23 protein-coding genes are annotated in these 24123 nt (G+C 62.0%); 17 read left to right on the top strand and 6 right to left on the bottom strand.

Annotation, left to right across the window (positions count from 1 at the left end; translation table 11 throughout):
* Window positions 1–120: 120 nt before the first annotated feature.
* Window positions 121–399: a hypothetical protein gene (locus NPS46_RS10145; RefSeq protein ID WP_274106722.1), complete on the bottom strand. Its 279-nt coding sequence runs from the start codon at window positions 397–399 to the stop codon at window positions 121–123.
* 121 nt (window positions 400–520) lie between these two features.
* On the opposite strand from NPS46_RS10145, the gene NPS46_RS10140 reads away from it, so the two are divergent.
* The gene (locus tag NPS46_RS10140) at window positions 521–1180 is read left to right on the top strand and encodes a glutathione S-transferase family protein (protein WP_274106720.1); all 660 of its coding nucleotides are present in this window, start codon (window positions 521–523) and stop codon (window positions 1178–1180) included.
* 46 nt (window positions 1181–1226) lie between these two features.
* Here the strand turns inward: NPS46_RS10140 and argH are convergent, their stop codons facing one another.
* Complete coding sequence (gene argH / locus NPS46_RS10135) at window positions 1227–2621, bottom strand: argininosuccinate lyase (protein WP_274106718.1); 1395 nt, start codon at window positions 2619–2621, stop codon at window positions 1227–1229.
* Window positions 2622–3081: 460 nt separating this feature from the next.
* Between argH and NPS46_RS10125 the strand changes: the two genes are divergently transcribed.
* The 7 genes from NPS46_RS10125 to rsd all read left to right on the top strand — a co-directional run bounded on the left by NPS46_RS10125 (window position 3082) and on the right by rsd (window position 9381).
* A complete protein-coding gene (locus NPS46_RS10125) occupies window positions 3082–3828 on the top strand; it encodes a LytR/AlgR family response regulator transcription factor (protein ID WP_274106716.1) in 747 nt (248 codons plus the stop codon).
* A 127-nt stretch (window positions 3829–3955) separates the two neighbouring features.
* Window positions 3956–4897, top strand: a complete 942-nt coding sequence (hemC, locus tag NPS46_RS10120) for a hydroxymethylbilane synthase (protein WP_274106714.1) — start codon at window positions 3956–3958, stop codon at window positions 4895–4897.
* Window positions 4894–5682: a uroporphyrinogen-III synthase gene (locus NPS46_RS10115; protein ID WP_274106712.1), complete on the top strand. Its 789-nt coding sequence runs from the start codon at window positions 4894–4896 to the stop codon at window positions 5680–5682. Before hemC ends, NPS46_RS10115 begins: the two co-directional genes overlap by 4 nt.
* Window positions 5679–6815, top strand: a complete 1137-nt coding sequence (locus tag NPS46_RS10110; RefSeq protein WP_274106710.1) for a uroporphyrinogen-III C-methyltransferase — start codon at window positions 5679–5681, stop codon at window positions 6813–6815. The genes NPS46_RS10115 and NPS46_RS10110 overlap by 4 nt, the downstream gene beginning before the upstream one ends.
* Window positions 6812–8035 (top strand): heme biosynthesis protein HemY, encoded by a 1224-nt coding sequence (locus tag NPS46_RS10105; protein ID WP_274106708.1) that lies wholly within the window; start codon window positions 6812–6814, stop codon window positions 8033–8035. Before NPS46_RS10110 ends, NPS46_RS10105 begins: the two co-directional genes overlap by 4 nt.
* 175 nt (window positions 8036–8210) lie before the next feature.
* Window positions 8211–8714 carry a disulfide bond formation protein B gene (locus NPS46_RS10100; RefSeq protein ID WP_274106706.1) on the top strand — a complete coding sequence of 168 codons (504 nt, stop codon included), beginning with the start codon at window positions 8211–8213 and terminating at the stop codon, window positions 8712–8714.
* Between the two features lie 205 nt (window positions 8715–8919).
* Window positions 8920–9381, top strand: coding sequence for a sigma D regulator (gene rsd / locus NPS46_RS10095; RefSeq protein ID WP_274106704.1), 462 nt, complete (start codon window positions 8920–8922; stop codon window positions 9379–9381).
* A gap of 61 nt (window positions 9382–9442) precedes the next feature.
* Here rsd and NPS46_RS10090 read toward each other — a convergent pair whose 3' ends face one another.
* Window positions 9443–10105 carry an FKBP-type peptidyl-prolyl cis-trans isomerase gene (locus NPS46_RS10090; protein ID WP_274106702.1) on the bottom strand — a complete coding sequence of 221 codons (663 nt, stop codon included), beginning with the start codon at window positions 10103–10105 and terminating at the stop codon, window positions 9443–9445.
* A 284-nt stretch (window positions 10106–10389) separates the two neighbouring features.
* Between NPS46_RS10090 and NPS46_RS10085 the strand changes: the two genes are divergently transcribed.
* Window positions 10390–11400 carry an AlgP family protein gene (locus NPS46_RS10085; RefSeq protein ID WP_274106700.1) on the top strand — a complete coding sequence of 337 codons (1011 nt, stop codon included), beginning with the start codon at window positions 10390–10392 and terminating at the stop codon, window positions 11398–11400.
* Here the strand turns inward: NPS46_RS10085 and NPS46_RS10080 are convergent.
* Complete coding sequence (locus NPS46_RS10080; protein WP_274106698.1) at window positions 11397–11861, bottom strand: TIGR02444 family protein; 465 nt, start codon at window positions 11859–11861, stop codon at window positions 11397–11399. The two genes, NPS46_RS10085 and NPS46_RS10080, sit on opposite strands and share 4 nt — an antisense overlap.
* Before the next feature lie 50 nt (window positions 11862–11911).
* On the opposite strand from NPS46_RS10080, the gene NPS46_RS10075 reads away from it, so the two are divergent.
* The 5 genes from NPS46_RS10075 to NPS46_RS10055 all read left to right on the top strand — a co-directional run bounded on the left by NPS46_RS10075 (window position 11912) and on the right by NPS46_RS10055 (window position 17995).
* The gene (locus NPS46_RS10075) at window positions 11912–13822 is read left to right on the top strand and encodes an ATP-binding cassette domain-containing protein (RefSeq protein WP_274106696.1); all 1911 of its coding nucleotides are present in this window, start codon (window positions 11912–11914) and stop codon (window positions 13820–13822) included.
* Window positions 13822–14415 (top strand): mechanosensitive ion channel family protein, encoded by a 594-nt coding sequence (locus NPS46_RS10070; protein ID WP_274106694.1) that lies wholly within the window; start codon window positions 13822–13824, stop codon window positions 14413–14415. The genes NPS46_RS10075 and NPS46_RS10070 overlap by 1 nt, the downstream gene beginning before the upstream one ends.
* Window positions 14416–14504: 89 nt before the next feature.
* The gene (locus NPS46_RS10065) at window positions 14505–15137 is read left to right on the top strand and encodes a LysE family transporter (RefSeq protein WP_274106692.1); all 633 of its coding nucleotides are present in this window, start codon (window positions 14505–14507) and stop codon (window positions 15135–15137) included.
* 428 nt (window positions 15138–15565) lie between these two features.
* Window positions 15566–17464 carry a cytochrome c/FTR1 family iron permease gene (locus NPS46_RS10060; RefSeq protein ID WP_274106690.1) on the top strand — a complete coding sequence of 633 codons (1899 nt, stop codon included), beginning with the start codon at window positions 15566–15568 and terminating at the stop codon, window positions 17462–17464.
* A gap of 78 nt (window positions 17465–17542) precedes the next feature.
* Window positions 17543–17995, top strand: a complete 453-nt coding sequence (locus NPS46_RS10055; protein ID WP_274106688.1) for a YaiI/YqxD family protein — start codon at window positions 17543–17545, stop codon at window positions 17993–17995.
* A 35-nt stretch (window positions 17996–18030) separates the two neighbouring features.
* Here NPS46_RS10055 and elbB read toward each other — a convergent pair whose 3' ends face one another.
* Window positions 18031–18699 (bottom strand): isoprenoid biosynthesis glyoxalase ElbB, encoded by a 669-nt coding sequence (elbB, locus tag NPS46_RS10050; protein WP_274106686.1) that lies wholly within the window; start codon window positions 18697–18699, stop codon window positions 18031–18033.
* A 112-nt stretch (window positions 18700–18811) separates the two neighbouring features.
* On the opposite strand from elbB, the gene NPS46_RS10045 reads away from it, so the two are divergent.
* On the top strand, window positions 18812–20050 hold the full coding sequence (locus NPS46_RS10045) for a sterol desaturase family protein (RefSeq protein WP_274106684.1): 1239 nt from the start codon (window positions 18812–18814) through the stop codon (window positions 20048–20050).
* Here NPS46_RS10045 and NPS46_RS10040 read toward each other — a convergent pair.
* Complete coding sequence (locus NPS46_RS10040; protein WP_274107116.1) at window positions 20028–20660, bottom strand: DedA family protein; 633 nt, start codon at window positions 20658–20660, stop codon at window positions 20028–20030. The two genes, NPS46_RS10045 and NPS46_RS10040, sit on opposite strands and share 23 nt — an antisense overlap.
* 205 nt (window positions 20661–20865) lie before the next feature.
* Between NPS46_RS10040 and hemB the strand changes: the two genes are divergently transcribed.
* The gene (gene hemB / locus NPS46_RS10035; protein WP_274106682.1) at window positions 20866–21876 is read left to right on the top strand and encodes a porphobilinogen synthase; all 1011 of its coding nucleotides are present in this window, start codon (window positions 20866–20868) and stop codon (window positions 21874–21876) included.
* Between the two features lie 18 nt (window positions 21877–21894).
* The gene (ppk1, locus tag NPS46_RS10030) at window positions 21895–24114 is read left to right on the top strand and encodes a polyphosphate kinase 1 (protein ID WP_274106680.1); all 2220 of its coding nucleotides are present in this window, start codon (window positions 21895–21897) and stop codon (window positions 24112–24114) included.
* Window positions 24115–24123 lie beyond the last annotated feature (9 nt).

The following is a 24123-nucleotide window of genomic DNA, read 5'->3' as shown; positions in this document are numbered from 1 at the left end:
GGCGACAACGCCTTTAAGGTGCCCCCACTTCGTCAGCCTGTCCAGTGTTGCATGGCGCTGTCTTGCCGGTTGCAGGCAGCAGCCTTGCCCAGGCCGTGTGAACGCCCCCTGGGCCGGGGCTCAGCTCTTCTCGGGCGGTAGCTCGGGCAGGGCCCGCAGGGCGGCTTCGTACCACTCGTTGTTGAAGGGACGGTCCTCCTCGAGGATGGCGTCGATCTCGACGGCCAGCACGTGGGCCATCAATTGAAGGATTTCTTCGCGCTCGTAGCCGACCAGGGTCAGTTTGTTGAACGTCGCCTTGGCGGCGGGTGGTGTGTCGTTCTCGATTTGGTTTTCGATCGCCTGGATCAGGGTGTTCTCGGCGAACTCTTCGTCATCGATATCGTGGGATTCGCTCATGGCGGGCTCCTTGGGAAAGGTGGCCAGTCTACCCGTATTCAGCGGCCTGATGCTGCTGGTCAGCGTCGGGCCGAGCCTCTATAACAGGTACTGCCAACCCCACACGGCCCGGAGGCTGATGATGCTCAAGCTTTATGGATTCTCGGTCAGTAACTACTACAACATGGTCAAGCTGGCGCTTCTGGAGAAAGGGCTGCCTTTCGAGGAGGTGCCGTTTTTCGCTGGCCAGACCCCAGAAGCCCTGGCCATCAGCCCGCGCGGGAAGGTCCCGGTACTGGGTGTCGAGCAGGGTTATATCAATGAAACCAGTGTGATCCTCGAATACATCGAGCAGACCCAGGGCGGCAAGCCGCTACTGCCAGCGGATCCGTTCCAGCGGGCCCAGGCCCTGGCGTTGGCCAGGGAAATCGAGCTGTATATCGAGCTGCCGGCACGTGCCTGCTACGGCGAAGCGTTTTTCGGCATGACGGTGCCCGAGGCGATCAAGGAAAAATCCAGGGCCGAGTTGCTGCTGGGGATGGCTTCGGTCGCCCGGCACGGCAAATTCGCGCCTTTTGTGGCTGGTGCGGCGTTCGGGGTGGCGGACCTGTATTTTCTGTACAGTGTCAGCTTGGCTTGCCTGGTTTGCGAAAAGCTTTTTGGCCTGGACCTGCTGGCGGACTACCCGGCGGCCAGGGCGCTGCTCGAACGTCTGGAGCAGTTGCCCAATGCGCAGAAAGTGGCCGCAGACAAGGCGGCCGCGATGCCGGCGTTTCTCGCCAAGGTCCGCGGTCAGCGCTAGGGCGCGCGCACCTGCCTTCCCGAAGGCGGCAGGTGCGAGTGCGGGCTTAGCGGCTGGCCAGCAATGCCTGGCCGCGTGCCACGGCGGCACGCACCTGGGCCGGTGCCGTGCCGCCAATGTGGTTACGGGCATTGACCGAACCTTCCAGGGTCAGGACCGCGAACACGTCGTCGTCGATCTGATCGCTGAAGGCGCGCAGTTCCTGCAGGCTCATTTCCGCCAGGTCCTTGTTGTTTTCCACGCCGTATTTCACGGCGTGGCCGACGATTTCGTGGCAATCACGAAATGGCAGGCCGCGGCGTACCAGGTAGTCGGCCAGGTCGGTCGCGGTGGAGAAACCGCGCAGCGCAGCTTCGCGCATGATCGCGTGCTTGGGCTTGATCGCCGGAATCATGTCGGCAAAGGCGCGCAGCGAGTCGCGCAGGGTGTCGGCGGCGTCGAACAGCGGCTCCTTGTCTTCCTGGTTGTCCTTGTTGTAGGCCAGAGGCTGGCCTTTCATCAGGGTCAGCAGGCCCATCAATGCACCGAAAACCCGGCCGCTCTTGCCGCGCACGAGCTCCGGCACGTCGGGGTTTTTCTTTTGCGGCATGATCGAACTGCCGGTGCAGAAGCGGTCAGGCAGATCGATAAACTGGAATTGCGCGCTGGTCCACAGCACCAGCTCTTCGGAGAAGCGCGACAGGTGCATCATCGCCAGGCTGGCGGCGGCGCAGAATTCGATGGCGAAGTCGCGATCGGAAACGTTGTCCAGGGAGTTGCCGCCCACGGCATCGAAGCCCAGTAGCTGGCAGGTCAGTTCGCGGTCGATCGGGTACGTGGTGCCGGCCAGCGCGGCGCTGCCCAGGGGCATGCGGTTGGTGCGCTTGCGGCAGTCGACCAGGCGCTCGTAGTCGCGGCTGAGCATCTCGAACCAGGCCAGCAGGTGGTGGCCGAAGGTCACGGGCTGGGCGGTTTGCAGGTGGGTGAAGCCGGGCATGATCGTCTCGGCTTCACGTTCGGCCTGTTCCAGCAGGCCTTTTTGCAGGCGGGTGATCTCGCCCAGGATCAGGTCGATCTCATCACGCAGCCACAGACGGATATCGGTCGCCACCTGGTCGTTGCGGCTACGGCCGGTGTGCAGTTTCTTGCCGGTGACGCCGATGCGGTCAGTCAGACGCGCCTCGATGTTCATGTGCACATCTTCCAGGTCGACGCGCCAATCGAATGTACCCGCCTCGATTTCGCTCTGGATGGTGTTCAGGCCGGCGATGATGGTGTCGCGCTCGGCGTCGGTCAGCACGCCGACCTTGGCCAGCATCGTGGCGTGGGCGATGGAGCCCATGATGTCGTGGCGGTACAGGCGTTGGTCGAACGTGACGGAGGCGGTGAAGCGGGCGACGAAGGCGTCGACGGGTTCACTGAAGCGGCCGCCCCAGGACTGATTGGTCTTGTCGGTGCTCATGGGTTCGCTCGTGATCTGCGCAAGAGGGCTGACGGAAAAGTTGCGGGCGATGATAACAGGGTTGCCAATCCAGTCGGTGACGCCGCTCAGGCGATTTTTGTCGTTCGCCCGGGGCTTGACGACACAGTTTGAGTGCAAGGATATTTTTCGATAGAGCGCTATCGTCTTGGCAAACGTCTACAGTTGCTCAGGAAGGCTGACGTATTTGCGGCTGTCCCCCTCGTTTTGGCAATGGCGGGCGGTTGGAGGTGAATAGATTGCGTATCTGCATACCCAATGGCGAAACCCTGCTTTGGCCAGCCCTGCGCCGGGCGCGAGCGGCTGGGGTGAATAATATAGGTGTCGGGTTCACGGCACTTTTTGGCCTTCGCGCTAGTCTTAGCGTGGATCGCGGTGACGGACGTCACGTCACGTGTCTACGCTTTCCTTGTGCACGACTCACGCAGGAATCCAGCGCTATATGAATGTCCTGATCGTTGATGACGAACCCCTGGCCCGCGAGCGCCTGAGCCGAATGGTCAGCGAGCTTGCCGGTTACAGTGTCCTGGAGCCCAGCGCCACGAATGGCGAAGAGGCCCTGTCGCTGATCGACACCCTCAAGCCGGATCTGGTGTTGCTCGATATTGGCCTGCCCGGCCTTGACGGGCTGCAGGTCGCTGCCAAGCTGTGCGAGCGCGAGATGCCGCCGGCACTGGTACTCTGTTGCGCCCCGGACGAATTCGCCGAAGCCGCCTTGCAGGCCAGCGAAGTGAGCTATCTGCTCAAGCCGCCTACCCCCGAATCTCTCCTGGCGGCCCTGAAGAGGGCGGTTCGCCCCGGGCGCACCCAGTTGGCGGCGCTGACTCGTCCGGCCGCCGAAAGCGGCAATGGCCCGCGCAGCCATATCAGCGCCCGGACCCGCAAGGGAATCGAGCTGATCCCGTTGGCGCAGGTTATCTATTTCATTGCTGATCATAAGTACGTGACCTTGCGCCATGAGGGAGGGGAAGTGCTGCTGGACGAGCCGCTCAAGGCCCTTGAGGATGAGTTTGGCGAGCGCTTTGTGCGTATTCATCGCAATGCACTGGTCGCCCGTGATCGCATCGAGCGACTGCAACGCACACCACTGGGGCATTTCCAGCTCTACCTCAAGGGGCTCAACGGCGATGCGCTGATCGTCAGCCGGCGACATGTGGCGGGCGTGCGCAAGCTGATGCAGCAGCTTTAGCGTGGCCTTCAGGCGGTAACGGGCGGTTTCGATTCCGGCCAGGGAGGCCGCACCCTTCTGATACAAGTCAAAGCAGTTTTGGCTGAGCTGTTATTATCTGCCGTATCTATTCAGTACGGATTGATCCATGTCCTCTCGCGAAATCCGCATCGCTACCCGCAAAAGTGCCCTGGCCCTGTGGCAGGCCGAATACGTCAAGGCTCGTCTGGAGCAGGCTCACCCGGGCCTCGTGGTGACTCTGGTGCCCATGGTCAGCCGTGGTGACAAGCTGCTCGACTCGCCATTGTCGAAAATCGGCGGCAAGGGCTTGTTCGTCAAGGAGCTGGAAACCGCGCTGCTTGAGAATGAAGCCGACATTGCCGTCCATTCGATGAAGGACGTGCCGATGGACTTCCCCGAAGGCCTCGGTCTGTTCTGTATCTGCGAGCGTGAAGACCCACGCGATGCCTTTGTCTCCAATACCTACGCCAGTCTGGACGCCTTGCCGGCCGGCAGCGTGGTGGGTACGTCGAGCCTGCGCCGCCAGGCCCAATTGCTGACGCGGCGCCCGGACCTGCAGATCCGTTTTCTGCGCGGCAACGTCAATACCCGTCTGGCCAAGCTCGATGCTGGTGAGTACGACGCGATTATCCTTGCAGCCGCGGGGCTGATCCGCCTTGGCTTTGAAGAGCGCATTACCAGTGCCATCACGGTCGAAGACAGCCTGCCCGCCGGTGGCCAGGGTGCCGTGGGGATCGAGTGTCGCAGTGCCGACAAGGCGATCCATGAACTGTTGGTGCCGTTGCATCACGCCGATACCGCGGATCGTGTCACCGCCGAACGGGCGTTGAACAAGCACCTGAACGGTGGCTGCCAGGTGCCGATTGCCTGCTATGCAGTGCTGGAGGGTGATCAACTGTGGCTGCGTGGCCTGGTTGGCCAGCCGTCGGGCGGTTTGCTGCTGGTGGCTGATGCCCGGGCACCGCGCGGGGCTGCGCAGACCCTGGGCGTTCAGGTCGCTGAAGATCTGCTCGGGCAAGGCGCCGACGCCATTCTGCAAGCCGTCTATGGCGAGGCGGGCCACGAGTGACGGGCTGGCGCCTGCTGCTGACTCGTCCGGCCGAAGATTCGGCTGCGCTCGAGCAGTTGCTCGCCGAGTCCGCCATTTTCAGTACCAGCCTGCCATTGCTGGAGATCGAGGCCTTGCCCGTCAATGCGCCGCGCCGCGCGATGATGCTCGGGCTGGAGGCTTATTGCGCGGTGATCGTCGTCAGCAAGCCCGCTGCCCGCCTGGGCCTCGAGCTGCTGGATACATACTGGCCGCAGCCGCCGGCCCTGCGCTGGTTCACGGTGGGAGCGGCAACCGGACAGATTCTTGCGGATCGCGGCCTCGAGGTCTTTACCCCGGCGCAAGGGGATGACAGCGAGGCATTGCTGGCACTGCCGGCTTTTCAGCAGGCCGTGGCCCGCCCGCACGCCCGTGTATTGATCATGCGGGGCGAGGGCGGTCGGGAAATGCTGGCTGAGCGCTTGCGTGGGCAAGGTGCTAGTGTCGACTATATGGAACTCTACCGCCGCCTGCTGCCCACTTATGCTGCGCACGAGCTGGTGCAGCGGATTCGCGCGGAACGCTTGAATGGCCTGGTGGTCAGCAGTGGACAGGGGTTCGAGCACTTGCAGCAACTGGCCGGGCAGGATTGGCCGGCATTGGCCGAGCTGCCGTTGTTTGTACCAAGCCCTCGGGTTGCCCAAATGGCGCGTGCCGCCGGCGCCCGAACTGTTGTGGATTGTCGTGGCGCCAGTGCCGCGGCTTTGCTAGCGGCGCTGCGGGAACACCCCGTACCCGTTTTCCAAACGCAAAGGATGGATACGTGAGCGAAACAGCCTTGCCCCAAGATCAAACCCCGCCCGCGCTCGACACGCCGGCGCAATCCCCGGTCCAGAAGCCGGCCCAGCCCCGTGGCGGCGCCCTGGTGGCAGTGGCCTTGTTACTGGGCGTCGCCGGAGTGGCGGCGGGCGGCTGGGGCGTCTGGCAGGTGCGTTCGCTGCAGGCCAGTCAGCAACAGCAGTTGAGCCAGTTGCAGAGCGTTGGTGAACAAGCGCAGGCGCTCAAGCTCAATGACCAGCGCCTGGCTAGTCGGCTCGACGAACTGCCGGCTGCCGGTGAGCTGGAAGATCGGCGCCGCCTGGTTGCGCAGTTGCAGGGCGATCAGCAGCGGCTCAATCAGCGTCTGGAAACCGTGCTTGGTGCCAGTCGCAAGGACTGGCGCCTGGCCGAGGCCGAGCATCTTCTGCGCCTGGCCAGCCTTCGGTTGTCGGCGTTGCAGGACATCGCCAGCGCGCGTGCGTTGGTTCAAGGCGCGGATGAAATTCTGCGTGAGCAGAACGACCCGGGATCCTTCGCCGCTCGCGAACAACTGGCCAAGAGCCTGGCGGCCCTGAACAGCGTTGAGCAACCGGATCGCACGGGTTTGTTCCTGCGTCTGGCCGCGCTGCGTGACCAGGTGCAACAGCTCAATGAACTGGCCCCCGAGTTCCGCGACCAGGGCATCTCCGTTTCGCGCCTGACCGCCGATGGCGATGGTGCGAGTCGCTGGTCTGAATGGTGGGACAAGCTCTCCCATTACTTCCGGATCGATTTCAATGCCGACAAGAATGTGCGTCCCTTGCTGGCCGGGCAAAGTCTGACTCAGGTTCGTCTGGCCCTCAGCCTGGCCCTGGAGCAAGCGCAATGGGCTGCGCTCAATGGTCAGGCTGCCGTCTATGAACACGCTCTGGCGCAGGCGCGTGATGTGCTTGTCGGCAGTTTCAACCAGGACAACGGCCCCAGTAAAGTGATGCTCGAGCAACTCGTCCAGCTGTCCAAGCAGCCGGTCACCGTGGTCACCCCAGACCTGGCGGGCACGCTGGGTGCGGTGCAGGCTTATCTCGAGCAGCGACATGTGAGTGCCGACGATGGCTCTAAAGCCTCGGCACCGCCACCTGCTGTGCAGGAGGCCACGCCATGAAGCGTCGCTATGCCATTGTCTTCTTGGTCATTGCTGCCGCGGCGTTGATTGGCGTCGCCATCGCCAAGCATTCGGGTTACGTACTGATTGCCTATGACACCTTTCGCTATGAGTCGAGCCTGTGGGCAACCCTCGCTCTGCTGGTGGGTATCTGGCTGGCCTGTTGGCTGATCAAGGCGCTGGTTGTCCTGGTCATGACCTCCACTGGCGTCGTCAACCCATGGTCGCGGCGCAATCGCAGCCGACGGATTCAGATGGCAATCGAGCAGGGTCAGATGGACCTCGCCGAAGGCCGCTGGGCCAGCGCTCAGCGTCATCTGCAGCGTGCTGCCGAGGCGGAACGCCAGCCACTGTTGTATTACCTTGGCGCGGCGCGGGCGGCCAACGAGTTGGGGCGCTACGAGGACAGCGACAAGTTGCTGGAACGGGCGCTGGAGCGCCAGCCCCAGGCCGAGCTGGCGATTGCCCTGAGCCACGCGCAGTTACAGACCGATCGCGGTGAGACCGAGGCGGCGCTGGAAACCCTGCAAGTCATGCACGAGCGTCATCCGCACAGTGTGCAGGTGCTGCGCCAGCTACAACGCCTGCACCAGCAGCGTGGCGACTGGTCAGCCCTGATCCGGCTGATGCCGGCCTTGCGCAAGGACAAAGTCCTGCCGGCCAACGAACTGGCCGAGCTGGAACGCCGCGCCTGGGGCGAGAACCTGACACTGGCCGCACAGCGTGAGCAGGAAGGCGAAGCCGGCTTGCAGTCGTTGCAGCGCGCCTGGCAGCAACTAACAGCCGCACAACGCCATGAGCCGCAACTGGTCCTGGCCTATGCCGAACAGCTGCGCCAGCTGGGCGCCGAGGCCGACGCCGAGGAAGTACTGCGCGGCGCGATGAAGCGCGAATACAACAGCCACCTGGCACGGCTCTATGGGTTGTTGCGGGGCAAGGATCCGGCTCGTCAGCTACAAACTGCAGAAGGGTGGCTCAAGGAGCACCCGGACGATCCATCGCTGCTGCTGACCCTGGGACGGCTGTGTCTGCAAAACAGCCTGTGGGGTAAGGCGCGCGATTATCTGGAAAGCAGTTTGCGCGTGCAGCGCAACCCCGAGGCTTGCGCCGAACTGGCCAGGTTGTTGGCGCAGCTGGGGGATACCGAGCGCAGCAATCAGCTGTTCCAGGAAGGGCTTGGCCTGCTCGATCGGCGGATTCTCGCACTGCCATTGCCCTGAAAAGTGGTTCTGAAAACTATTGCCGGGAAACCTCCTACATGTTTCCTTGGTGGTTCGTTTTTTTGTAGCGGGCAATTCTCTACAGACTTGCAGAAGTGTCCGTGCTGGCTTGCCTTGAAAGGGGCAAGCCCTTTCCACTAACGTGATTGCTTGTTTTCTTTGTCACGGATAAGCCATGTTCTTGGCCCCCTCGCGGTCTTTTTTTCTCGTGCTTTTTTTGGCTGGTGTCATGGCCATGGGGGGCTCGTTCTATCTGGAACATTGGGTCGGATTGACGCCGTGCACGTTGTGCATACTGCAGCGTTATCTGTTGCTGGGCTTTTGCGTGACCACGCTGGCGGGGCTGGCGCAGGGGCCGGATCGGCTGGGTACTCGTCTGTATGCCCTCTGTGCCTTGGTGTTCAGCCTGGGGGGCGTGGCGGTGGCCGCGCGCCAGGTCGTGCTGCTATCGGCGTCCAAGCTCGGGCCGCTGCACCTCTGCCGACCGGGGCTGGATTACCTGCTGGACAATATGTCGCTGTTTCAGGCATTCAAGTTGATTTTCAACGGCTCGTGGGAGTGCTATTACATCAACTGGACACTCTTTGACTTGAGCATTCCGGAATGGAGCCTGCTGTTTTTTGTCGCCATGAGTGCATTGGCGCTTTACCCGCTGATACGCCCCTCCGGGCATTTCTAATGCCTCAAGGTACAGGTGCGACAACTGCTCAGGATTAAACGCTTGTATGAACTTTCTCTCCTGCGTACCTTGAAGCGGTTGTCGCGCGGGCATAATCTGGCCCGCACGCGTTATCAAATATGTCGCCAGATAGTCTCCCTCCAGGGTGGTTTTTGACCTTGTGTGGTCACTGGACGTCATGCCCATCAAGGGAAGAGAGATCACCATGCTCGAAAGTTGTCAGAATGCTCAGGAACGATGGGGTGGAGTGCATCTGCTGATCGATCGCTGGTTGCAAGACCGCCACGAACTGGTGAAAGCCTACGATGTACTGGGGGCCGACCCCGCTGCTTTAAGCGAGAGCCGCACACCATTGCAGGAGTTTTGTGGGGTGTTGGTCGACTATGTTTCGGCCGGTCATTTTGAGATCTACGAACAACTGACCAGCGAGGCCAAGGCGTTCGGCGATCAACGTGGCCTGGAACTGGCCAAGACCATCTATCCACGGATCGATGTCATTACCGAAAACCTGCTGGCCTTTAACGACCTGTGCGATGAAGGCAAGTGTGTCGCGGAGAAATTCAAGGAACTCGGGGGCTTGTTGCATGAGCGTTTCGAACTTGAGGATTGCCTGATCGAAGTGCTGCACAACGCGCACAAGGAAGAAGCTGCCGAACAGCAGGTCTGATGGGTGAATCAGGAGTCCAATGAACGGTGCGCATGGCGCACCGTTTTTCGTTTCTGCTCGGTCAGTCGCCTACCGAGAGCAGTTCGATTTCAAAGACCAGGGGCGTGAAGGGTGCAATCAGGTCGCCGGCACCCTGGGTGCCATAGGCCTGGGCGGAAGGAATCACCAGCCGCCATTTCGCCCCGACCGGCATGTGTACCAGCGCATTTCGCCAGCCTTCGATCACACTGTCCAGGCGGAACCATTGAGGCTGGTCGTTCTGGTCAAACACCGTGCCGTCCGGCAAGCGTCCCACATAGCGAACCTGCACCTTGCCATTTACCGCTGGCTTGGTGCCGGTGCCGGGCACCAGTTCGGTGAGCAAGATGCCGTGACCCAGCTCACGAGTGCCCGGCAGGTTTTTTTGTTGGGCAAGGAATGTGTTCTCGGCGCTTAACGCCACTTCCGTTTTCGGTGGGCCGTCCTGCTCGCTCGCCTGAGCCTCGTGCTCGGTAAGAATCTGTTCAATACGTTCATCGCTCAGGGCCAGGGGCTTGCCCTGATAGGCCTGTTGCAGCCCTTTGACCAAAGCGTCGATCTGCAGATCCGGGACTTCCTGCTTCAGGCGTTCGCCCAGGCTCGCGCCAAGGCTGTAGGCCAGGTCATGGGCCTTGTCGTCGGGCGCGGGTGCTGACTGGGCCAGAGGCAGCACCAGGAAAAGAGAGAGCAGTAGATAACGCGGCATAAACGGGCTCCGACACGTGAGTGCGCTGGATTATGCCAGCGCCGGAGGCTGCATGTGGAACAACCGTAGGGTCGTTTTGGTGATGAATTCATACCGAGGATTGCGCAGGTAAACGTAGGAATTTTTATCGGGCGCTGACGTCATTTTTTTTGCCTTCTGGATGATCCTGCTCAAGTTTTGTTCCTACATGCAACGCAGCGCTTTCGATACTGTCAACATGCCCTAGCGGCGCTTACGCCAGAGGTCTAGTATGAGCCGCACTCACGTCAGCCAGGAGGTAAACCATGTCGGCGAAAAAGAAGCCTGTAAATACTCCGTTGCACTTACTCCAACAGCTTTCGGGCAGCCTGCTCGATCATTTGGAAAATGCTTGTTCGCAAGCTTTGGCTGATGCTGAAAAATTGCTCGCCAAGCTTGAGAAGCAACGCGGTAAGGCGCAGGAAAAACTACACAAGTCGCGTACCAAGCTGCAGGACGCAGCCGCTGCCGGCAAAGCCAAGGCGCAAAGCAAGGCCAAGGGCGCAGTGACTGAGCTTGAAGAACTGCTCGACGCACTCAAAGAGCGTCAGTCCGAGACCCGCAGCTACATCCTGCAACTCAAGCGCGATGCCCAGGAAAGCCTGAAATTGGCCCAGGGTGTAGGTCGCGTGAAAGAGGCCGTATCCAAGGCGCTGACCGCGCGTGCTGCCAAGCCTGCTCCAGTCGCAGCGGCGAAAAAGCCAGCGGCCAAACCTGCAGCCAAAGCAGCGGCAAAAGCCCCGGCCAAACCAGCTGCTAAACCAGCTGCCAAGCCCGTTGCCAAAGCGGCGGCGAAGCCTGCTGCGAAGAAACCTGTTGCTGCCAGCGCTGCCAAACCAGCGGCTAAAACCGCAGCCAAGTCTGCGGCGAAGCCCGCGGCCAGGCCTGCAGCCAAACCAGCGGCTAAACCGGTTGCCAAAACCGCGGCGGCCAAGCCTGCAGCCACCAAAGCAGCACCTGCCAAAGCGGCCGCCAAGCCCGCCGCAGCCAAGCCAGCGGCTAAACCAGCAGTTGCCAAAACAGCAGCAGCCAAGCCGGCTCCTAAGCCTGCGGCCAAACCTGCGGCTAAACCGGCCGTTGCCGCCAAGGCATCTGCTGCAAAGCCAGCGGCCAAGCCTGCTGCAAAGCCAGCTGTGAAGAAGCCCGCCGTTGCGGCAAAACCTGCTGTCGCTCCGGCCGCGAGCAAGCCTGCGGTATCGACACCGGCGCCTACCGCAACGCCTGCGGCGAGCCCGGCTCCGGCCGCGACCAGCAGCACCCCGACCAGCGCTTCCTAAGCGTCGGTGATCGCGACGCGCAATCTCTGCAGCGCGTCGTGATGAGCCCTGCCGGTCCGGCCTGCACATGCTTGCAGCCAGATCGGCAGGTCCTCGGCCGCACCCTGCGGCCAGCTTTGCGATACCCCCTCCAGACGCAATAACAACTGCCGCTCCGCCTCCAACTCCAGGCTCTTCACCTGCTCGCGCAAAACGCGCAAAGCTTGATCCGTTTGGGCTGTGTCGCGCCACTGCGTGCGTAATCGGCGCAGGGGCTCGACCACCTCGTCATGCCAGGGCTGCGCCACCTCTCGTAGCGCTTGCGTGCGCGGGGATTCCCACGCTACGCCTCGCTGTCCAAGCCAGGCAGCGCAAAGCAACAGGCAGACATTGGCCCCGTCGCTCTGCAGTCGCAGGCAGGCCTCTTCCACGCCCGGGCGGGCGTAGGTCTTGAGGGCGAAACTCCACAGGTCAGTCGTCATCTTCCTACCCAAGCCAGTTGCGAGCGAAGCTGGTAGACTCCGCCGCCATTATGATTCGACTTCAGAACCTGACTTTACAGCGTGGCCCGCAACGTCTGCTAGAAGACGCCGAGCTGACCCTGCACGCCGGCCACAAAGCCGGCCTGATCGGCGCCAATGGTGCCGGCAAATCCAGCCTGTTCGCCTTGCTGCGCGGTGAATTGACCCCGGACTCCGGCGATTGCCTGCTGCCGGCCGACTGGCGCATCGCGCACATGCGCCAGGAGGTCGACACGCTCGAACGCCTGGCGGTCGACTATGTGCTCGATGGTGACCTGCGCTTGCGTCAGGTCCAGCGCGAGCTGGCGGCTGCCGAAGCCGCCCACGACGGGGCTGCCCAGGCGCGCCTGCATGCCGAGCTGGACAGTGCCGATGGCTATACCGCCGATGCGCGGGCCCGCAAGCTGCTGGCCGGGCTGGGCTTTACCAATGAGCAGATGGATCGCCAGGTCGGCGATTTCTCGGGTGGCTGGCGGATGCGCCTGAACCTGGCACAGGCGCTGATGTGTCCATCGGACCTGCTGTTGCTCGATGAACCGACCAACCACTTGGATCTCGACGCCATCATCTGGCTGGAGGAGTGGCTCAAGAGCTACCCCGGCACCTTGCTGCTGATTTCCCACGACCGCGACTTCCTCGATGCCGTGGTCGATCATGTGGCCCATGTCGAACAGCGCAAGCTGACGCTCTATCGCGGCGGCTACAGTGCCTTCGAGCGGACCCGCGCCGAGCGCCTGGCCCAACAGCAGCAGGCGTACGAGAAGCAGCAGGCGCAGCGCGCCCACATGGAAAAATACATCGCGCGCTTCAAGGCGCAGGCGACCAAGGCCCGTCAGGCCCAGAGCCGGATCAAGGCCCTGGAGCGGATGGAGGAATTGTCTGCGGCCCATGTCGATTCGCCTTTCGACTTTGTCTTCCGTGAGTCGGAAAAAATCTCCAGCCCTTTGCTCGACCTGTCCGATGCCCGCTTGGGCTATGGCGAGACGACCATCCTGGAGAAGGTCAAGCTGCAACTGACCCCCGGCGCGCGTATCGGGCTACTGGGGCCGAACGGTGCCGGTAAATCGACCCTGATCAAAAACCTCTCCGGCGAATTACAACCGCTGTCCGGGCGCCTGGTGCGTGGCGAGAACCTAGTGGTGGGCTACTTTGCCCAGCACCAGCTCGACTCTCTCGACCCGAAAGCCAGCCCGTTGCTGCATCTGCAACGCCTGGCACCGACCGAGCGCGAGCAGACGCTGCGTGACTTCCTTGGCGGTTTCGACTTCCGGGGTGCGCGGATCGACGAGCCGGTGCTGAATTTTTCCGGTGGCGAGAAAGCCCGCCTGGCCCTGGCGCTGATTGCCTGGGGGCGGCCGAATCTGCTGTTGCTCGACGAGCCGACCAACCACCTGGACCTGGAAATGCGCCTGGCGCTGACCATGGCTCTGCAGGAGTTCAGCGGTGCGGTGTTGGTGGTTTCCCACGATCGACACCTGCTTAAAAGCACCACCGACGATTTCCTGCTGGTGGCTGATGGCAAGGTCCAGGAGTTCGACGGCGACCTCGAAGATTACGCGCGCTGGCTGGTGGATTATCGTCAGCGCAACGCGCCGGTCAGCACCGCCCCGGTGAACGCCGACAAGACCGATAAAAAGGCCCAGCGCCAGGCCGCTGCGGCATTGCGTCAGCAATTGGCACCGCACAAGCGCGAAGCCGACAAGCTGGAAGCCGAACTGGGCAAGCTCCACGAGAAGCTCGCGAAAATCGAAGCCAGTCTGGCCGATAGTGCTGTCTACGAGGCGGCACGCAAGGATGAGCTGCGCGATCTGCTGGCCGAGCAGGCCAAGCTGAAAGTGCGCGAAGGCGAGCTGGAGGAGGCCTGGATGGAGGCCCTGGAGCGGGTCGAGACGATGCAGGCCGAGCTCGAGGCGCTCTCCTGATGGACGGGTTCAAGCTGGGTTTGCCGGCCGCCTGGGTCGAACCCCTGTGGATGGGTTTGCAGATCCTGCTGATCCTGCTGGCGGGTTACCTGACCCAACGCTTTGTCGCCCGGGGCCTGACTCGTCTGGGCGAGCGTTATCCCTTCCCGCCGCAGTTGTTGATGCCGCTGCGGGGCGGTCTGCGCTGGCTGATCATGGGCAGTGCCCTGATTTTTGTGCTCGAACGCCTGGGCGTATCTGCCACGGTGCTATGGACTGCTTTGTCCGGCTTTGTCGCCGTTGCGGCCGTGGCGTTCTTCGCCATGTGGAGTGTGCTGTCGAACCTACTGTGTGCCATTTTGATCTTTACCGTTGGGCCATTTCGCTTGGGCGATGTGGTCGAGTTGGTGGATACCACCGACAAGCCGGGGATCAAGGGCCGTGTGGTGGCGATCAACCTGCTCTACACCACCCTGGTCGAGCCGGCCGAGCTGGGCACCGGCAGTGCGATGGTGCAGGTGCCCAACAGTCTGTTCTTCCAGCGCTCGGTTCGCCGCTGGCGTGGCAGCGACCTCTTGGCCCCCAGCTCCAGCGAAAACCTTCCGGGCCAGTAAGACTGGGCCTTTGCCGTAAAAAATGATGGTCAAGCGAGCGCGCGCGGATTAGCTTAGGGCTTTGTAACAGTTCTTTTGCGGGGTGCGTGATGGTCCTTGAGACGTGGCTGGCCTTTTTTGCAGCGTGCTGGGTAATCAGCCTTTCTCCTGGCGCTGGCGCCATTGCGTCGATGTCCTGTGGCTTGCAGTACGGTTTCTGGCGTGGCTACTGGAACGCTCTTGGCCTGCAACTGGGCCTGGCCCTGCAGATCGCGATTGTCGCGGCGGGCGTCGGGGCGATTCTCGCCACTTCGGCCACGGCCTTCTATGCGATCAAGTGGTTTGGGGTAGCCTATCTGGTTTATCTCGCGGTCAAGCAATGGCGGGCGTTGCCCACCGACCTGAGCGATGACGCGGCCATTCGCCCCATCGGCAAGCCCCTGGCCCTGGTGTTTCGCGGCTTCCTGGTCAATATCAGTAATCCCAAGGCGCTGGTCTTCATGCTCGCGGTGCTGCCGCAATTTATCGATCCCCATGCACCGCTGGTGTCCCAGTACCTGATCCTAGGGGTGACCATGGTCTGCGTCGACCTGATCGTGATGGCGGGTTACACCGGTTTGGCTTCGCAGGTGCTGCGCCTGTTGCGCACGCCCGCTCAGCAGCGGCGCATGAACCGCACCTTCGCCGGCCTGTTCGTGGGCGCGGCAGGACTGTTGGCCACCATCCGTAAAGCCGCGGTCTGATTCCCTGATGCAAAATGGCAGGAGTGGTAAGACTCGCTCCTGCTAAGGCCGCTGTCAGACACGCGTAGGTTTCAGCCAGTATCGAGTTTGACCGAGCCCATGCCGTGTCTATCTTCCTGGCCTGCCAGTGCTCGCTGGCGGTATTGAGTTCGCCGTCGCATGAGGTTCGGCCGCACGCATCCGAGTGCGGCAACGCGCCGCTCAGGAGCAAGGGCCGGCGAGGGCGGTTGGCCATGGTGCGCGAGGACTCCCTGAACACCAATAGCCGGGGGCTGCTCGATAGTCGGGTACAGCGCTGGCAAGCCCGAAAACAGCCTGAACTCTGGCCGGGCGACGAAAGAATGGTCAGTTGTGCCTGCGAGCCCTTGAGTGCGGACGATTGAGAGTGAACAATATGTTACTTATTGTTTCCATTTGGATCCTCCCCCATGACCGCCCCTTCACGTTTCCTGGCCTGGCTAGTGTTGCCGGTGTTTGTCCTGTGCAGCTTTGGCCTGCAGGCGAACACTGTGGACGGCGGCGCTCAGGCGCTGCATCTACTCGACTATATCGGCGCTGATTACCCGGCGACGGTAGAGGATGGCAAGGTCATCGATGCGTCCGAGTACCGTGAGCAACTGGAGTTTCTCACGGTGTTGCAAGGCTTGGTCGCCGCCTTGCCGCAGCATCCTGAGCGGGCTGAGCTGGAGCAGGGCGTGGCTCGCCTGCGCACGGCCGTCAGCCAGCGCGAGGACAGCGCCAGCGTGGCTCGCCAGGCCCGTCAGTTGGGCGCCAGGCTGGCGGTGACTTATGAGATCAGTCAGGCGCCGGTGATCACGCCGGATCCGACCCGTGGCGCGCCCCTCTACGCGCAGCATTGCTCGGTGTGCCATGGGGCTGCCGGTGCGGGTGATGGGCCGGCCGGGGTAGGGCTGGAGCCGCCTCCGGCCAATCTGCAGCAGGCGGTACGCATGGACCGGCTGAGCCTCTACGACCTCTATAACACCCTGGGGCTGGGGATCGACGGCACGGATATGCCGGCGTTCGCCGATCAACTGGATGAGCGCCAGCGCTGGGACCTGGCGACCTATATCGCCAGTTTCAGTACCCAGGCACCCACGCCAGGGGCCCAGCACAGCTACAACCTCGCCGACCTGGCACGCCATACCCCCAACGAGGTGCTGGCCAGCGAAGGTCGGGACGCTGCCACGCAGTTCCGTGCGCAGCGAGCGCAGCCACCGAAGGCGATCCGTGGGCCGGCGCAGTTGCTCGACTACACCGGGGCGACCCTCGACAAGAGTCTGGCGGCCTACCAGGCTGGCGATCATGAGCAGGCCTATGACCTGTCCGTGGCGGCCTATCTGGAAGGTTTCGAGCTGGTCGAAAGCTCGTTGGATAACGTTGATGCCAACGTACGCAAGGACACCGAGAAAGCCCTGATGGCCTACCGGCAATCATTGCAGGACGGTTTGCCCGTCGAGCAGGTGCAGCAGCGCCTGGCGATCGCCAAGGAAAAACTCAAGGCCGCTGCGCAGTTACTCGGCAATGACGGGCTAAGCCAGTCGCTGAGCTTTATCTCCGGCCTGCTGATTCTGTTGCGCGAAGGCCTGGAGGCGATTCTGGTGCTGGCCGCGATCCTGGCGTTTTTGCGCAACACAGGCCAGCAGTCGGCGGTGCGTAGCGTCAATATCGGTTGGGGCCTGGCGTTGCTGGCAGGGTTGGCGACCTGGGCGCTGGCGGCTTATGTGATTGATGTCAGTGGGGCCCAACGCGAGTTGCTCGAAGGCTGCACAGCGCTGTTTGCCAGTGTCATGGTGTTGTGGCTGGGCGTGTGGATGCACGACCGGCGCCACGCTGCGGCCTGGCAGGATTACATCAAGAGCAGCCTGGTCAGCGGTGGCGGGCGTTTTGGCTTCGCGATCCTGGCGTTCTTTTCGGTCTATCGCGAACTGTTCGAAGTGATCCTGTTCTACGAAACCCTGTGGCTGCAGGCCGGCCCGGCAGGGCATAACGCCGTATTGGCGGGCGGGGCAACGGCGTTGCTGCTATTGGTTGGCCTGGCTTGGATCATTCTGCGCGGCTCGGCGAAGTTGCCGCTGGCGCTGTTCTTCGGGATCAACGCGGCGCTGTTGTGCGCATTGTCGGTAGTGTTCGCCGGGCACGGCGTCAAGGCGCTGCAGGAAGCCGGGATCTTCGGCACGCGGCCGGTGGCGTTTTTCGATTTCGACTGGCTGGGCATTCATGCCGATGCCTACTCGCTGGCCGCCCAGGCGGTGGCGATTATCGCGATCATCGTGCTCTACAGCCGCAGCAAACTGGCGGACAAGCGCCGGGCGACTGCGTCCTGAGGCACGCCTGAGCCAGGTCGCGTGGAGTGGGCGCGACTGGCATCATGGCGCCTTTCTACTGACGGGAGTGGTGTGCGCATGCGTGTCTGGATTGATGCCGATGCCTGTCCTCGGGCAGCCAAGGACCAGGTGGTCCGGTTTGCCCTCAAGCGCGGGTTCGAGGTGCTGCTGGTCGCCGGGCAGCCGCAGATCAAGCCGGCGTTTGCCTGCGTCAAGTTGATCGTGGTGCCCAGCGGCCCGGATGCCGCCGATGATTACCTGGTCGAACATGCCGAGCCTGGCGATCTGGTGATTTGCAGCGATGTGCCCCTGGCGGACCGCCTGGTGAAGAAGGGCGTGGCGGCCCTGGACCCGCGAGGCAAGGAGTTCGATGCGCAGAACATGGGCGAGCGGCTGGCCGTGCGCAACCTGTTTACCGATCTGCGTGAGCAAGGCCAGATGAGCGGGGGGCAGGCGCCCCATGGCGAACGCGAGAAGCAGGCGTTCGCCAATGCCCTGGACCGGATCCTGACGCGCCTGCTGCGCGTATAAGCGCGACTGGCTCTTACGCCAGCCTGCGGCTGGCTTCAGGCATCGCCTTCGTGGGTCAGTTCCAGTACGCGATCGACCAGTTTATTGATCCCCGCTGCGGCTTCGCCGATGGACTGCGCAAGCATGTAGGCCGGGGTGCTGACCAGCTTGCGGGCCTTGTCTTCGACGATCTCGCTGACCACGCATTCTTCATGGGTGGCCCCCATCTTGTTCAAGGCCGCTGCCGTGTCGGCATCGTTGCCGATGGTGCAGATGACGCCCGGGCCGTAGATCTTCGCGGCCAGGGCCGGGGTGATGCAGATCAGGCCCACCGGTTTGCCCGCCTCGGCAAAGGCCTCGGCCAGGGCCAGGACTTCAGCCTGGACGCTGCAATTGGCCCCTTCGACCGCGAAGTTGGAAAGGTTCTTGGCGGCGCCGAAGCCGCCGGGCACGATCAGTGCGTCGAAATCCGCGGCATTGGCCTCGCGGATATCCTTGACCGCACCGCGGGCGATCCGTGCCGACTCCACCAGCACATTGCGCGACTCGGGCATCTCTTCGCCGGTCAGATGGTTGATCACGTGCATTTGCGCAATATTGGGTGCAAAGCACTGTACCTTGGCGCCGCGCTGGTCGAGACGCAGCAGCGTGAGCACGCTTTCATGGATTTCCGCGCCGTCGTACACGCCACAGCCGGAAAGGATTACCGCAATATTTTTAGTCATGTCTGCCTCCGAATACATGGCGTTAAATGTCCACTACTTTGTCACTCGTTGTCATCGGGTTTTTCCCAGGCTACACCTAATCTTGGGCCAACCATCCTGCCCGGGTAGCGTCATGAATCTGATCCTGTATGCGGTGCCGTTTTTTGTCGTGTTGATTGTGGTCGAGCTCTTTGCCGATTACTGGCGTGGTACGCGTAATTATCGCCTGGCCGATGCGATCAACAGCCTGAGTACCGGTGTGTTGTCTACCACCACCGGCCTGCTGACCAAGGGGGTCGGCCTGGTGACCTATGCCATTGCCTGGCAGCACCTGGCGCTGTTCGAGCTTTCTGCGCAGAACCCGTGGGTCTGGGTGGGCGCCTTTGTCCTCTATGATTTCTGCTACTACTGGCTGCACCGCATGGGACACGAGCGCAACGTGCTGTGGGCCGCGCACTCGGTGCATCACCAGAGCGAGGAATACAACCTGTCGACGGCATTGCGCCAGACCAGCACCGGTTTTCTGCTGAGCTGGATCTTCTACCTGCCGTTGGCCGTCATCGGCGTGCCTCTGAGCGTGTTCGTCACCGTGGCGGCGCTCAACCTGCTGTATCAGTTCTGGGTGCATACGCGGCACGTGCCCAAGCTGGGCTGGTTCGAGTGGTTTTTCGTTTCGCCGTCCAATCATCGTGTCCACCATGCGCAGAACCCTCTCTACATGGATCGCAACTACGGCGGGGTGTTCATTATCTGGGACCGCCTGTTCGGCACCTTCCAGGAAGAAGACGATAACGAGCCGGTGATCTTTGGCGTGACCACGCCGCTGGCCAGCTGGAACCCGTTGTGGGCCAACCTGCAGTTCTATGCCCAGCTCGCACAGGATGCGCGGCGCGCCGAACGGCTGTGGGACAAGGTGCGGATCTGGTTTATGCCGACTGGCTGGCGTCCGGCCGATGTGGCTGCGAAATATCCACTGGCCAAGCAGGACTTGAGTCAGTTCCGCAAGTTCGAGGTGCCGCTCGGGCTGCGCCAGCAGATCTATGTCGCTCTGCAGTTTGCCGTCTATGTAGCGCTTGGCAGCTATCTGATGAATTTCGAGATGCAGCTGTCGACGCCTGCGCTGATACTTGGCTGGAGCTATATGGCCGTGGGGTTGTTTGTACTGGGCGTGGCCCTGGAGAATCGGGCCTGGGCGCTGAAACTGGAGTACTGGCGGCTGGGGTTGAACCTGCCGCTGGCCTGGCTGGCGCCATTGCTGGGGCTGTGGCCGGCCAGCCCGGTGGCCTGGGTTGGCCTGCTCAGCTACAGCCTGCTCAGCCTGATTGCCCTGCAGTGGAGCAGGGCGGGGGTTACTCGGCTGGCGGGCTCGTAGGCTTCGTTGGGTCGGCGGTTACTGCGGCCTCGGCCTGTGCCAGCTCGCGCTTGGCCAGGCGGGCCGATTTGATCCGGCGCCATAGCCAGAGGCAGAAGCCCAGCAGGAGCAGGGCACCGAGCACCCACAGTTCGTACTTCTTCACGCTGCCCAGCAGCCCTTCGAGTACGGCACCGAAATGGTAGGCGGCAGCGGCCAGCGCGGCGGCCCAGATCGCTGCGCCGATACCGTTGAGCAGCAGGTAGCGGCCCGGCGGATAGCCGGACAGGCCGATGGCCACGGGCATGACGGTACGTAGGCCATAGACAAAGCGGAAACTCAGCACCCAGATATCGGGATGGCGGCGGATATGCTCCAGTGCCCGGTCGCCCATCATCTGCCAGCGGGGTTTGCGGGCCAGCAATTTGCGCCCGTGCTTGCGCCCCAGGAAGTACCAGAGCTGATCCCCGGCATAGCTGCCGCAGAACGCCACCAGAACGACCAGGTTGATATCCATGTATCCGCGGAACGCGAGAAAGCCGGCCAGAACCAGAATGGTCTCGCCTTCGAAAAACGTGCCGAGAAACAGGGCGAAATAGCCGAAATCCTGCAGAAATTGTTGGAGCATTATCTGGATGCTGGCGAAATGAACGCGCAGCCTAACGCTTCGAGCTCGGCGAGGAAAGTATCCAAATGTGTCTGCGCGTTAACAAATCTTACAGTAGGCAATGACTGCGGCTACAGGTCGCAGGGGCAAGCGCAACTGTCATCTGTTGGTCATAATGGCCGCTTATAACTGTCACGCTCGCCTGCCTGCGCGGGCTCAGGAGTCTGCCGTGAGCTTTACCCCCGCCAACCGCCTGTTCCCTTCCACGCGTCTGCGGCGCAATCGTCGCGATGATTTTTCGCGCCGTCTGGTGCGTGAAAACGTGTTGAGCGTCGATGACCTGATCCTGCCGGTGTTCGTGCTGGACGGCGAAAATCGTCGCGAAGCGGTGGCCTCGATGCCCGGTGTGGAGCGGCTGACCATCGATCTGTTGCTCGAAGAAGCGGCCCGGTGGGTAGAGCTGGGTATTCCGGCCCTGGCGCTGTTCCCGGTGACGCCTGCCGAACTCAAGTCCCTGGACGCCGCCGAGGCTTGGAATCCCGAGGGGATTGCCCAGCGTGCGACCCGTGCCCTGCGCGAGCGCTTTCCGGAGTTGGGCGTCATCACCGACGTGGCCCTGGACCCATTCACCACGCACGGCCAGGACGGTATTCTGGATGAAGAAGGCTATGTGCAGAACGACATCACTGTCGATGCACTGGTTAAGCAGGCCCTCTCCCACGCTGCTGCAGGCGCCCAGGTTGTTGCACCGTCGGACATGATGGACGGTCGTATTCAGGCGATTCGCGAAGCGTTGGAGCTTGCGGGGCATGTCAATGTGCGAATCATGGCCTACTCGGCCAAGTACGCCAGTGCCTACTACGGTCCGTTCCGTGATGCAGTCGGCTCGGCCCTGAACCTGGGCAAGGCGAACAAGGCGTCCTATCAAATGGATCCGGCCAACAGCAACGAGGCCCTGCACGAAGTCGCTGCCGATTTGTCGGAAGGGGCCGATATGGTTATGGTCAAACCGGGGATGCCGTACCTGGACATCCTTTTTCGCGTCAAGGAAGAATTCAAGGTCCCAACCTTTGTCTATCAGGTCAGCGGCGAGTACGCCATGCATATGGCCGCGATCCAGAACGGTTGGTTGAGTGAAGGGGTGATACTCGAATCCCTGACCGCTTTTAAACGTGCAGGCGCTGATGGCATCCTGACCTACTTTGCCGTTCGTGCCGCTCAATTGCTACGAGAGCAATAGCTCTCACAGGAACACTCGATGAATACCGAAGGACTCAGCGAAGCTGCAGTAGAAGAAGCTCACCCGGTGGTCGAGCAGATCGACGAAACCCCGCCGGAGCTCGAGGCCCCGCCGGCGGTTGCCGCCGAGGTGCCCGCGACGGCTCCGACGATCGTGCTCCCGAGCCTGGATGACAGCAGCCTGTACATCCATCGTGAGCTGTCGCAACTGCAATTCAATATCCGCGTGCTTGAGCAGGCGCTGGATGAATCCTATCCGCTGCTGGAGCGGCTGAAGTTTCTGCTGATCTTTTCCAGCAACCTGGATGAGTTCTTCGAAATTCGCGTGGCCGGCCTGAAGAAGCAGATTACCTTCGCCCGCGAGCAAGCGGGCGCTGATGGCCTGCAACCGCACCAGGCCCTGGCCCGGATCAGCGAACTGGTACACGGTCATGTCGACCGCCAGTACGCGATCCTCAACGATATCCTGTTGCCGGAGCTGGAAAAGCACCAGGTGCGCTTTATCCGCCGGCGCTATTGGACCACCAAGCTCAAGACATGGGTCCGCCGCTTCTTCCGTGACGAGATCGCGCCGATCATCACCCCCATTGGCCTTGATCCGACGCACCCCTTTCCGTTGCTGGTGAACAAGAGCCTGAACTTTATCGTCGAGCTCGAAGGCATCGATGCCTTCGGTCGTGATTCGGGCCTGGCGATCATCCCGGCACCGCGCCTGCTGCCGCGGATCATCAAGGTGCCGGAAGAGGTGGGCGGGCCTGGCGACAACTATGTGTTCCTGTCCTCGATGATCCACGCCCACGCCGACGATCTGTTCCAGGGCATGAAGGTCAAGGGCTGCTACCAGTTCCGCCTGACCCGTAACGCCGACCTGGCCGTGGACACCGAAGATGTCGAAGACCTGGCGCGCGCCCTGCGCGGCGAGTTGTTTTCGCGTCGTTACGGCGATGCCGTGCGCCTGGAAGTGGCCGATACCTGCCCCAAGCATCTGTCCGACTACCTGCTCAAACAGTTCAACCTGAGCGAGACCGAGGTGTACCAGGTCAACGGTCCGGTCAACCTGACGCGGCTGTTCAGCATCACTGGCCTGGACAGTCACCCGGAGCTGCAATACACGCCATTCACGCCGCAGATCCCCAAGCTGCTGCAGAACAGCGAGAATATTTTCAGCGTGGTCAGCAAGCAGGACATTCTGCTATTGCACCCGTTCGAGTCGTTTACTCCGGTCGTCGATCTGCTGCGCCAGGCTGCCAAGGACCCTCACGTCCTGGCCGTGCGCCAGACCCTGTACCGCAGTGGCGCCAACTCGGAAATCGTCGACGCCCTGGTCGATGCCGCACGCAACGGCAAGGAAGTCACGGTGGTGATCGAGCTGCGTGCGCGGTTCGATGAAGAGTCCAACCTGCAACTGGCCAGCCGTCTGCAAGCGGCGGGCGCGGTGGTGATCTACGGTGTGGTCGGCTTCAAGACCCACGCCAAGATGATGTTGATCCTGCGGCGTGAAGCGGGCGAAATCGTGCGTTACGCGCACCTGGGCACGGGTAACTACCATGCCGGCAACGCCCGTCTTTATACCGACTACAGCCTGTTGACTTCCGACGACGCGCTGTGTGAAGACGTTGGTAAGCTCTTCAGCCAACTGATCGGCATGGGCAAGACCCTGCGCATGAAGAAATTGCTGCATGCGCCGTTCACCCTGAAGAAGGGCATGCTCGACATGATTGCCCGCGAGACGCAGTTCGCCCTCGACGGCAAGCCGGCGCACATCATTGCCAAGTTCAACTCGCTGACCGATCCGAAGATCATCCGTGCGCTGTACAAGGCCAGCCAGTCGGGCGTGCGCATCGACCTGGTGGTGCGCGGCATGTGCTGCCTGCGCCCAGGGATTGCCGGGGTTTCGCACAATATCCACGTGCGCTCGATCATCGGTCGCTTCCTGGAGCACACGCGGGTGTTCTACTTCCTCAATGGCGGGGATGAGCAGATGTTCCTGTCCAGCGCCGACTGGATGGAGCGCAACCTCGACAAGCGTGTCGAGACTTGCTTCCCGGTTGAGGGCAAGAAGTTGATCCTGCGGGTCAAGAAGGAGCTGGAAAGCTACCTGACCGACAACACCCACAGCTGGAGCCTGCAGTCGGACGGGCGGTATATTCGCAACACGCCGACCGGCAACCAGAACCCGCGCAGCGCCCAGGCGACACTGCTCGAGCGCCTGAGCAGCCCGGTGTTGACTGTGCGTTGATCGATAGGG

The sequence above is a fragment of the Pseudomonas putida genome (genome assembly GCF_028682395.1).
GTDB classification, from domain to species: domain Bacteria; phylum Pseudomonadota; class Gammaproteobacteria; order Pseudomonadales; family Pseudomonadaceae; genus Aquipseudomonas; species Aquipseudomonas putida_AB.
Note: the sequence above shows the minus strand (reverse complement) of the source record. Positions and strands in the feature narration are given on the sequence as shown.

Bases quoted from the DNA above. Each gene is read 5' to 3' on its own strand.
- NPS46_RS10075 (WP_274106696.1), top strand. From the start codon at position 11,912: ATGATTCGACTTCAGAACCTGACTTTACAGCGTGGCCCGCAACGTCTG.
- NPS46_RS10100 (WP_274106706.1), top strand. From the start codon at position 8,211: ATGTTCTTGGCCCCCTCGCGGTCTTTTTTTCTCGTGCTTTTTTTGGCT.
- NPS46_RS10105 (WP_274106708.1), top strand. From the start codon at position 6,812: ATGAAGCGTCGCTATGCCATTGTCTTCTTGGTCATTGCTGCCGCGGCG.
- NPS46_RS10080 (WP_274106698.1), bottom strand. From the start codon at position 11,861: ATGACGACTGACCTGTGGAGTTTCGCCCTCAAGACCTACGCCCGCCCG.
- NPS46_RS10060 (WP_274106690.1), top strand. From the start codon at position 15,566: ATGACCGCCCCTTCACGTTTCCTGGCCTGGCTAGTGTTGCCGGTGTTT.
- ppk1 (WP_274106680.1), top strand. From the start codon at position 21,895: ATGAATACCGAAGGACTCAGCGAAGCTGCAGTAGAAGAAGCTCACCCG.
- NPS46_RS10070 (WP_274106694.1), top strand. From the start codon at position 13,822: ATGGACGGGTTCAAGCTGGGTTTGCCGGCCGCCTGGGTCGAACCCCTG.
- NPS46_RS10055 (WP_274106688.1), top strand. From the start codon at position 17,543: ATGCGTGTCTGGATTGATGCCGATGCCTGTCCTCGGGCAGCCAAGGAC.
- hemC (WP_274106714.1), top strand. From the start codon at position 3,956: ATGTCCTCTCGCGAAATCCGCATCGCTACCCGCAAAAGTGCCCTGGCC.
- NPS46_RS10140 (WP_274106720.1), top strand. From the start codon at position 521: ATGCTCAAGCTTTATGGATTCTCGGTCAGTAACTACTACAACATGGTC.
- NPS46_RS10090 (WP_274106702.1), bottom strand. From the start codon at position 10,105: ATGCCGCGTTATCTACTGCTCTCTCTTTTCCTGGTGCTGCCTCTGGCC.
- NPS46_RS10085 (WP_274106700.1), top strand. From the start codon at position 10,390: ATGTCGGCGAAAAAGAAGCCTGTAAATACTCCGTTGCACTTACTCCAA.
- rsd (WP_274106704.1), top strand. From the start codon at position 8,920: ATGCTCGAAAGTTGTCAGAATGCTCAGGAACGATGGGGTGGAGTGCAT.
- NPS46_RS10045 (WP_274106684.1), top strand. From the start codon at position 18,812: ATGAATCTGATCCTGTATGCGGTGCCGTTTTTTGTCGTGTTGATTGTG.
- NPS46_RS10065 (WP_274106692.1), top strand. From the start codon at position 14,505: ATGGTCCTTGAGACGTGGCTGGCCTTTTTTGCAGCGTGCTGGGTAATC.
- elbB (WP_274106686.1), bottom strand. From the start codon at position 18,699: ATGACTAAAAATATTGCGGTAATCCTTTCCGGCTGTGGCGTGTACGAC.
- argH (WP_274106718.1), bottom strand. From the start codon at position 2,621: ATGAGCACCGACAAGACCAATCAGTCCTGGGGCGGCCGCTTCAGTGAA.
- NPS46_RS10125 (WP_274106716.1), top strand. From the start codon at position 3,082: ATGAATGTCCTGATCGTTGATGACGAACCCCTGGCCCGCGAGCGCCTG.
- NPS46_RS10145 (WP_274106722.1), bottom strand. From the start codon at position 399: ATGAGCGAATCCCACGATATCGATGACGAAGAGTTCGCCGAGAACACC.